This is a genomic window from Streptomyces sp. NPDC050564, assembly GCF_044457265.1.
In the GTDB taxonomy this organism is placed as follows: domain Bacteria; phylum Actinomycetota; class Actinomycetes; order Streptomycetales; family Streptomycetaceae; genus Streptomyces.
The window spans coordinates 21,610-28,295 of sequence record NZ_JBITGS010000063.1 but is presented as its reverse complement, the minus strand read 5'-3'; the positions used below and the strand labels follow the sequence as shown (position 1 = coordinate 28,295).

The following is a 6,686-nucleotide window of genomic DNA, read 5'->3' as shown; positions in this document are numbered from 1 at the left end:
CCGCCGGGACATCGCTGGTCTTCAAACTCCAGTCCGCCGTAGCCACGTCGCACACCTCCGAGATCAGGGCGTTGCGACGACCAGTTGAATCCACCCTGACAGCCGTGGTCGGCGTGGTGAATGAGCTTGCCGGGCTCGACCTCACGGGATGCGAGCGCGTACTCCAGCGTGGTCAGGACCAGGTCGGCGTCCGCGCGGGCAGAGGTCTCCCACGCGACCACCCGGCGGGAGAAGGCGTCCCGGATCGCCGAGAGCCACAACGGTCCCTCGCCGGTGGAGATCATCGTGAGGTCGGTAACCCACAACCGGTTCGGCGCCGGTGCGGTGAAGTCGCGGTTGACCAGGTCCGGGGCGAGGCTGGCCTTGGGATCGCGGCGCGTGAAGCCCTTCCGCCGCGGGCTGATCCCCGCGATGGCGGCCTCGCGCATCAGCCGCTCGACCCGCTTCCGGCCCACGCGCGTGCCCTCCCGTCTGAGAGGTCGTTAAGTCCGTTTCTAGTAGTGGCCTCGTCCGGGTTGGGTGAGGAAGCCTTGGCGGGCGAGGCGGCTGTGGGTGACGTTCATGTCTGGGGCGTCGGTGGGCAGGCCGAGTAGCCGTGCCGTGCACGATCTACTGGTAGGCGGTGCCATGGTCGTGAGGACCGAACCGAGATCGGATATTCGGTGTTCTGCCCGCCCCATGAGGACACAAGATGGTGCGCATGACTTTGGCCACCCCCATACTGCACACCGCTCGCCTGCGGCTGCGCCCCTTCACCGACGCCGACGCGGACCGCCTCTTCGCGCTGCACAGCAGCACCTACGTGATGCGCTACTGGGACTCCCCGCCGTGGAACGAACGGGCCCGCGCCGAGCGCTTCATCGCGATGTGCCGGAAGATGGCGGACGAAGACACCGGGGCGCGGGTGGCCATCGACCGTGCTTCTGACGGGGCCTTCGTCGGCTGGTGCGGTCTGACCGGATGGAACCCGGACTACCGCAGCGCGTCGTTGGGCTACGTCCTCGACGAAGCGATGTGGGGCCACGGCTACGCGACGGAGGCCGCGCACGCCTTGCTGCAGTGGGCATTCGACACACTGGACCTGAATCGAGTTCAGGCCGAGACCGATACGCGCAACGTGGCATCTGCCCGGGTCCTGGAGAAGATCGGATTCATGCGTGAAGGGACGTTGCGGGAAGACTGCGTCGTGAACGGCGACGTATCCGACTCGTGGGTGTTCGGGTTGATCAGGCGAGAGTGGCGGCCGGCGGCCGAACCGATACCAGCCCGCGAAGAGCGGCTTTAAGTCCGTTTCTGGTAGCGACCGCGTCCAGGTTGAGTGAGGAAGCCTTGACGGGTGAGGCGTCCAAGGCGGCTGCGGGTGACGTTCATGGCCGGGTCGTCGGTGGGCATGCCAAGGAGTTCGTGCAGTTCACGGACCCGGAACGCCTGATCGGGGTGGGTGTTGAAGGCATTCAGGATGACCTTCCGAGTCGTGGCCAGTTCCGCTAGGTGCGCCTCGGCCTCGGCCAGGGCGGCGGTCAAGTGCTCGATCTGGTCGCGCAGTTCACCGGCCCGAGTGGTGGCCTTGTTCTGCCGGGCCTGGAGGTCCACCAGGAGTTCAGTGACGTTCACGCGGCCACCTGAAGGCTGTCGCGCCAGGCTGGCGCGGGCGTGGTGAGGCGGCGGGTCATGTTCGCGGTGGAGGCCCAGTAGACGCGTGAGGCGGAGTTGTCGGGCCGGTGGTCGTACTCTCGGGCCAGGCGCCGGTGCAGCATCAACGTGCCGTTGACCTGCTCGACCACCCACCGCTTCGGCTGCGGAACGAAGCCCTTGCCCTGGTCGCCGGGGTTGCGGCGGACGACGTCGACGGCGATGTCCAGCCGTGCGCCGTGGATGACGACTTCGTCCTTGAACCCCTGGTCCACCAGGGCCTTCTCCAGGCGGTTGCCGCACCGCTCGGCGGCCTGGTCGAGCAGAGCCATGCCGGCTGCGTTGTCATGACCGGATGCGGCCAGGACGACGACGCCGATGATCAACCCCAAAACGTCGACGGCGATTCCGCGCTTGCGGCCCGGCGTCTTCTTGTTCGCGTCCAGTCCCGTCGTGGTCTTCGGAACCCCCGCGGCCGCGCGCACGGACTGGGTGTCGATGACCACGAGGGACGGGTCCTCTAATCGGCGGGCTCTCTCCCGCACCTGGCAGCGCAGCAGTTCCTGGATCCGCTGGTCGAGCCCGTCCTGGCGCCATAGCGTGAAGTAGTAGAACACCGCTGACCAGGCCGGGAGATCGTGGGGCAGGTAGCGCCACTGACAGCCCGTCCTGTTCTGGTAGAAGATCGCGTTCACGGCCTCCCGAAGATCACAGTCTCCGGGGTCCCCGGTCGCAGACCGCTCCACCCGGCCCTGCTTCCAGGCCGTGATCATCGGCTCGATCAACGCCCACTGCTCATCCGCCAAGTCGCTCGGATACGGTCTTCGCTCCATGCTTCGCATCTCAGCATGCACATGCCGAACGCCTGGCCCGTACGGCGATCAGTACCACGAACGAGCGATCACGAACCGAGAGAGAAGGGACTTAACGGCCTCTGATGATGCTGGGCTACGCCCAATGCCGCTGTTTTAGGACTTGCCGGGAAACAAGCCGTCGCTTCCGGCTGTGGATCGTTGTTGTGGTATGGGGAGTCCGGAGGGGATCGAGGCAGCACTGGCCGCGAAGTTCGGGACGCTGTTCCCGCATCTCGACGAGCGGCAGCGGCGGCTGGCCATAGGAACAGAAGCACGGTCGCTGGGCCATGGAGGCATCAGGCTCCTTGCTCGTGCGGCCGGAGTCCGGGAGGGCACCGTGTCGCGCGGGGTGACGGAACTGGAGTCCGGCGAGGCGCCGTTGGGGCGGGTGCGTCGGTCCGGTGGGGGCCGCAAGCGTGCGGTGGACCTGGATCTGGGCCTTCGGCCCGCGTTGCTGGCCTTGGTGGAACCAGATGTACGCGGGGACCCGATGTCGCCGCTGCGCTGGACGACGAAGTCGACCCGGCACCTGGCTGCCGAGCTGACCCGGCAGGGGCACCGGGTCTCGGCGGACACCGTGGCTGCCGTGCTGCGCGAGGAGGGCTTCAGTCTCCAGGGCAACGCCAAGACCATCGAAGGTGCCCAACACCCAGACCGGGATGCGCAGTTCCGCTATATCAACGACCAGGCCAAGGACTTCCAGGCCGCTGGAGACCCGGTGATCAGCGTGGACACCGAAAAGAAGGAGTTGGTCGGCAACTACAAGAACACCGGCCACGAGTGGCGTCGCGAAGGTGATCCAGTCCGGGTTCGCACCCACGACTTTCCCGATGCCGATCTGGGCAAGGCGATCCCATACGGGATCTACGACCTGACCGCGGACACGGGCTGGGTCAACGTCGGCACCGACCACGACACCGCAGCCTTCGCCGTCGCCTCCGTTCGCCGCTGGTGGCACGCGGTTGGGCGCGACACCTACCCGCGCTCGCACCCTCTGCTGATCACTGCGGACGCGGGTGGTTCCAACGGCTACCGCACCCGGGCCTGGAAGTTCGAGCTGGCCGCGCTGGCTGTCGAGACCGGCCTGGAGATCACCGTGTGTCACTTTCCTCCGGGCACATCTAAGTGGAACCGAATCGAGCACCGACTGTTCTCCCACATCACGATGAACTGGCGGGGCAGGCCGCTGACCAGCCATGAAGTCATCGTGAACAGCATCGCAGCGACACCACCCGCACGGGGCTGACAGTCCGCGCCGAACTTGACACCGCCATCTACGAGACCGGCGTCCGCATCAGTGACGGGCAGCTGAACGCCCTGCCGCTGAGCCGTCATGACTGGCACGGCGACTGGAACTACACCCTCCACCCCCAGGAACACCGCCGGGACGGCGTCCTTCCGATCCCGCCCCAGAACGAAGCCGGCCCCGGCCGAGACTGGCTGACCCATCCCGCCCTCACCGGCATCCCGCACGAGCAGTGGGACTCGCTGGTCACCGAGTTGGCAGCGGCCCGCGCGGCTCAGCGGGAAGCAGACCTCCATCAGCGACGCGGCGGCGACCGGCAGAAGACCCCTGCCGCCGGCCTCTACACCGGTCGACGCCCCGGCCTCACCCTCGTCGACCGGCTCCTGGCCACCATCCTCTACCAGAGGTTCAAGCTTCCTCAGGTCGTCATCGCCCCGCTCTTCACCGTGACACCGGTGACCCTCAACCGGGCCATCAGCCAAACGCGCCGACTCCTCCACGACATCGGACACGCCACCGAACCCGCCGAGACACACCTGGCCACACTCGACGACCTCACCGACCTCGCCACACACCTCGGCGTCCCCGCGCCAGAGATCAAGACAGCGAGTTATTGATCGGCCAGCCCTAACTACCCGGCCTTGGATCAAAAACTGGCGACTTTGGGGCTTACTTCGGCGCTACCCCAACACGGTCCGGAACTACGGGATCGGTGTGGGCAAGACCGCTGAAGCTGTTTCTGATCTCCTGGGCTTCCTCGGCCGAGGTTGGGGTGTTCAGTCGAGGGCTGCGAGGTGGTCGGCGGCGCCTCCGCGCCACTCGATCATGAAGAGGGTGGCGTCGTCGCTGGTGCGCCCGCCCCGTTCCTTCTTCAGCGTGTGGGAGAGCAGGCGCAGATCCGCCCGCATCCCGCCCGACGGCTCCTGGCCCAGGCGGTTGACGCAGCGGATGAGGCGTTCCTCACCGAACGGCTCCCCACCATCGACACGTTCCTCGATGATGCCGTCGGTGTAGCAGAGCACCCGGTCGCCCCGCTGGAGTGTGTGCTCTCGGATGCGGGGCGTCTCGCCTCCGAAGCCGACGGGCAGCGTCGTCGCGCTCTCCAACTGCCGCAGGACCTGGCCCTCGCGGATCAGCAGCGGTGCGGGGTGGCCCGCGTTGACCAGCTCCAGCTCACCGGTGGCGATGTTCAGGTGCATCAGTTGCGCGGTGACGAAGTGGTCGGCCCCGAACTGCCGGGAGATGGCCTGGTCCATGAACGCGTACTTCTCGGCCAGGCTGACGAACACGCGCCGGGCATGACGGTAGGCGCCGATGACGATGGTCGCCATCGCGGCGGCGTCCAGGTCGTGGCCCATCGCGTCGATCACGGCCAAGTGCAGGATGTTGTCGTTGAGGGCGTAGTCGAAGCTGTCGCCGGCGACGCGGTAGGCGGGCTCCAGGATGCCTGCCACCTCGACCTGCGGCACGGTCATCGTGAGCGGCGGCAGCAGGCCCCACTGGATCTCCGCAGACACGCTCATCGGTTCCCGGCGCCGGGCCAGGAAGAACTGGTCTGTGTAGGCGTTCTTGGTGACCAGCATGTCGGCGACAAGGCCGGAGAGCCGGCGCAGCAGGCGCCGGTCATCGTCGCCGACGGTCTCCAAGGTCAGGGCCAGCACGCCCACCTGATCGCTGCCGTCCAGCAGCGGCAGATACATCCGCACGACGCCGCCGGCCTGTGGCACCTCGACGACGTCCGCGCTCTGGAAGGCCCGCCCGGCCGGGGAGCCGGTCACCGGCTCGGGCTGGCCCACGTGCAGCTTCTTGCCCGGAAGCGGCACCAGCAGCTCCTGGGCGTAGTCCTGGAGCAGGATGGACACGTCATGGCCGCCGATCCTGGCCACCTCTTCCGCGATCAGCGGGGCGATCAGCTGCGGCGGCAACAGCCGTGCCCGATCCAGCAGCACCCCGAGCAGCCGCTCGCCGAAACCCTCGGACCGGTCCACGCTCTCCTCGCTCATGGCCCGGTTCGCCACCGCTTTCCTGCCGCCCGCTCCGGTCGCTGTCTGCGCCCAATGTGCCTGGTCAAGCCGCTGGAGCGGCTCATTACCCCATGCGTGGCATGTCGGACCATCTCTTTCGGGTGAGGCAAGGTCAGCGGTGCTGCCCTTCTCCCGTTACCGGTAGTTCGTTAAATCCGGCAGTAGAGGTCAATGCCGTGTCCGGTGGTGACCGCGTCGATCAGGGCCTGGAGTTCGGAGGGTGGGTCTTTGTCCGTCCAGGCTTGCCACCAGCGGTTGAGGGTGACGGCGGGGGTGAGCCAGGAACGGATGGCGCGTAAGGCCCTTGGCCAGCAAGGCTGTTGGGGCCGGTGGGGTTCGGTAGGTCCCCCTCTCTGGCCCGTCGTTGGGGCACGGGTCCGGCGCGGTGGCATCCAGGGGTCCGGGTGGGGCGAACCATTGGTCCCAGCAGAAGGAGAAGGCGCAGTTGACCAGGGTCTGGTGGCGGCGGATGGCGCGGTCGGAGCGGACTTGGAAGTCGGCCCAGCCGAGTTCGTCCTTGACCTGCTTGTAGCTCTGCTCGATCCACGGCCGCAGGCCGTAGAGGCGGACGATCTCGGCGAGGTCGGCCGACGTGTGCGGGCTGGCGGCGGCGTGGGGTGCGTCGGGGTGGGGCAGGTTGGTGGCCAGGTACCAGGTGGCCTTCTCCGGCAGCCGGGCTGGGTCGGTGGTGGCCACGACCAGCCGGCAGGGTGAGTTGGGGGCGTATCCGCCCAGGCGGGCATCGGCGGCCCACCAGGTCTCGGTGTGCCCGTCGCGGAAGTGCCGCTCCACGGGCGTCCAGTCACCTGGACGCTTGGCATCCTGCCAGGCCAGGGCGTGGGCGGCCTCGATGGGGGTGTGCGGCTGGTCGGCCGGGGCCCAGACACCGTTGCGAGGCTTGAGCGCCACCACGTAAGGCAGGCCGGCCTC

General features: G+C 67.6%; 6 protein-coding genes and 1 pseudogene. 2 read left to right on the top strand and 5 right to left on the bottom strand.

Going from position 1 to position 6,686, the window contains the following annotated elements; genetic code table 11:
* A partial coding sequence (locus ACIBK0_RS48265; protein WP_399095704.1) for a DDE-type integrase/transposase/recombinase occupies positions 1-455 on the bottom strand: 455 nt, incomplete at its 3' end.
* A gap of 245 nt (positions 456-700) precedes the next feature.
* Here ACIBK0_RS48265 and ACIBK0_RS48260 point away from each other — a divergent pair.
* The gene (locus ACIBK0_RS48260) at positions 701-1,285 is read left to right on the top strand and encodes a GNAT family N-acetyltransferase (RefSeq protein ID WP_399095701.1); all 585 of its coding nucleotides are present in this window, start codon (positions 701-703) and stop codon (positions 1,283-1,285) included.
* Here ACIBK0_RS48260 and ACIBK0_RS48255 read toward each other — a convergent pair.
* Together ACIBK0_RS48255 and ACIBK0_RS48250 are read right to left on the bottom strand one after the other, a co-directional pair.
* Positions 1,282-1,614, bottom strand: a complete 333-nt coding sequence (locus tag ACIBK0_RS48255) for a hypothetical protein (protein WP_399095698.1) — start codon at positions 1,612-1,614, stop codon at positions 1,282-1,284. The two genes, ACIBK0_RS48260 and ACIBK0_RS48255, sit on opposite strands and share 4 nt — an antisense overlap.
* Positions 1,611-2,465: an IS5 family transposase gene (locus ACIBK0_RS48250; RefSeq protein WP_399095695.1), complete on the bottom strand. Its 855-nt coding sequence runs from the start codon at positions 2,463-2,465 to the stop codon at positions 1,611-1,613. The genes ACIBK0_RS48255 and ACIBK0_RS48250 overlap by 4 nt, the downstream gene beginning before the upstream one ends.
* Positions 2,466-2,655: 190 nt before the next feature.
* On the opposite strand from ACIBK0_RS48250, the pseudogene ACIBK0_RS48245 reads away from it, so the two are divergent.
* Positions 2,656-4,349, top strand: a pseudogene (locus tag ACIBK0_RS48245) (ISAzo13 family transposase).
* 159 nt (positions 4,350-4,508) lie between these two features.
* Here ACIBK0_RS48245 and ACIBK0_RS48240 read toward each other — a convergent pair.
* Positions 4,509-5,735 (bottom strand): PP2C family protein-serine/threonine phosphatase, encoded by a 1,227-nt coding sequence (locus ACIBK0_RS48240; protein ID WP_399095710.1) that lies wholly within the window; start codon positions 5,733-5,735, stop codon positions 4,509-4,511.
* A gap of 189 nt (positions 5,736-5,924) precedes the next feature.
* Positions 5,925-6,665, bottom strand: coding sequence for a hypothetical protein (locus tag ACIBK0_RS48235; RefSeq protein WP_399095713.1), 741 nt, complete (start codon positions 6,663-6,665; stop codon positions 5,925-5,927).
* Between the last annotated feature and the right edge of the window lie 21 nt (positions 6,666-6,686).

Excerpts from the sequence above, each read along its gene's own strand:
- ACIBK0_RS48250 (WP_399095695.1), bottom strand. The coding sequence starts at position 2,465 with ATGGAGCGAAGACCGTATCCGAGCGACTTGGCGGATGAGCAGTGGGCG.
- ACIBK0_RS48240 (WP_399095710.1), bottom strand. The coding sequence starts at position 5,735 with ATGAGCGAGGAGAGCGTGGACCGGTCCGAGGGTTTCGGCGAGCGGCTG.
- ACIBK0_RS48260 (WP_399095701.1), top strand. The coding sequence starts at position 701 with ATGACTTTGGCCACCCCCATACTGCACACCGCTCGCCTGCGGCTGCGC.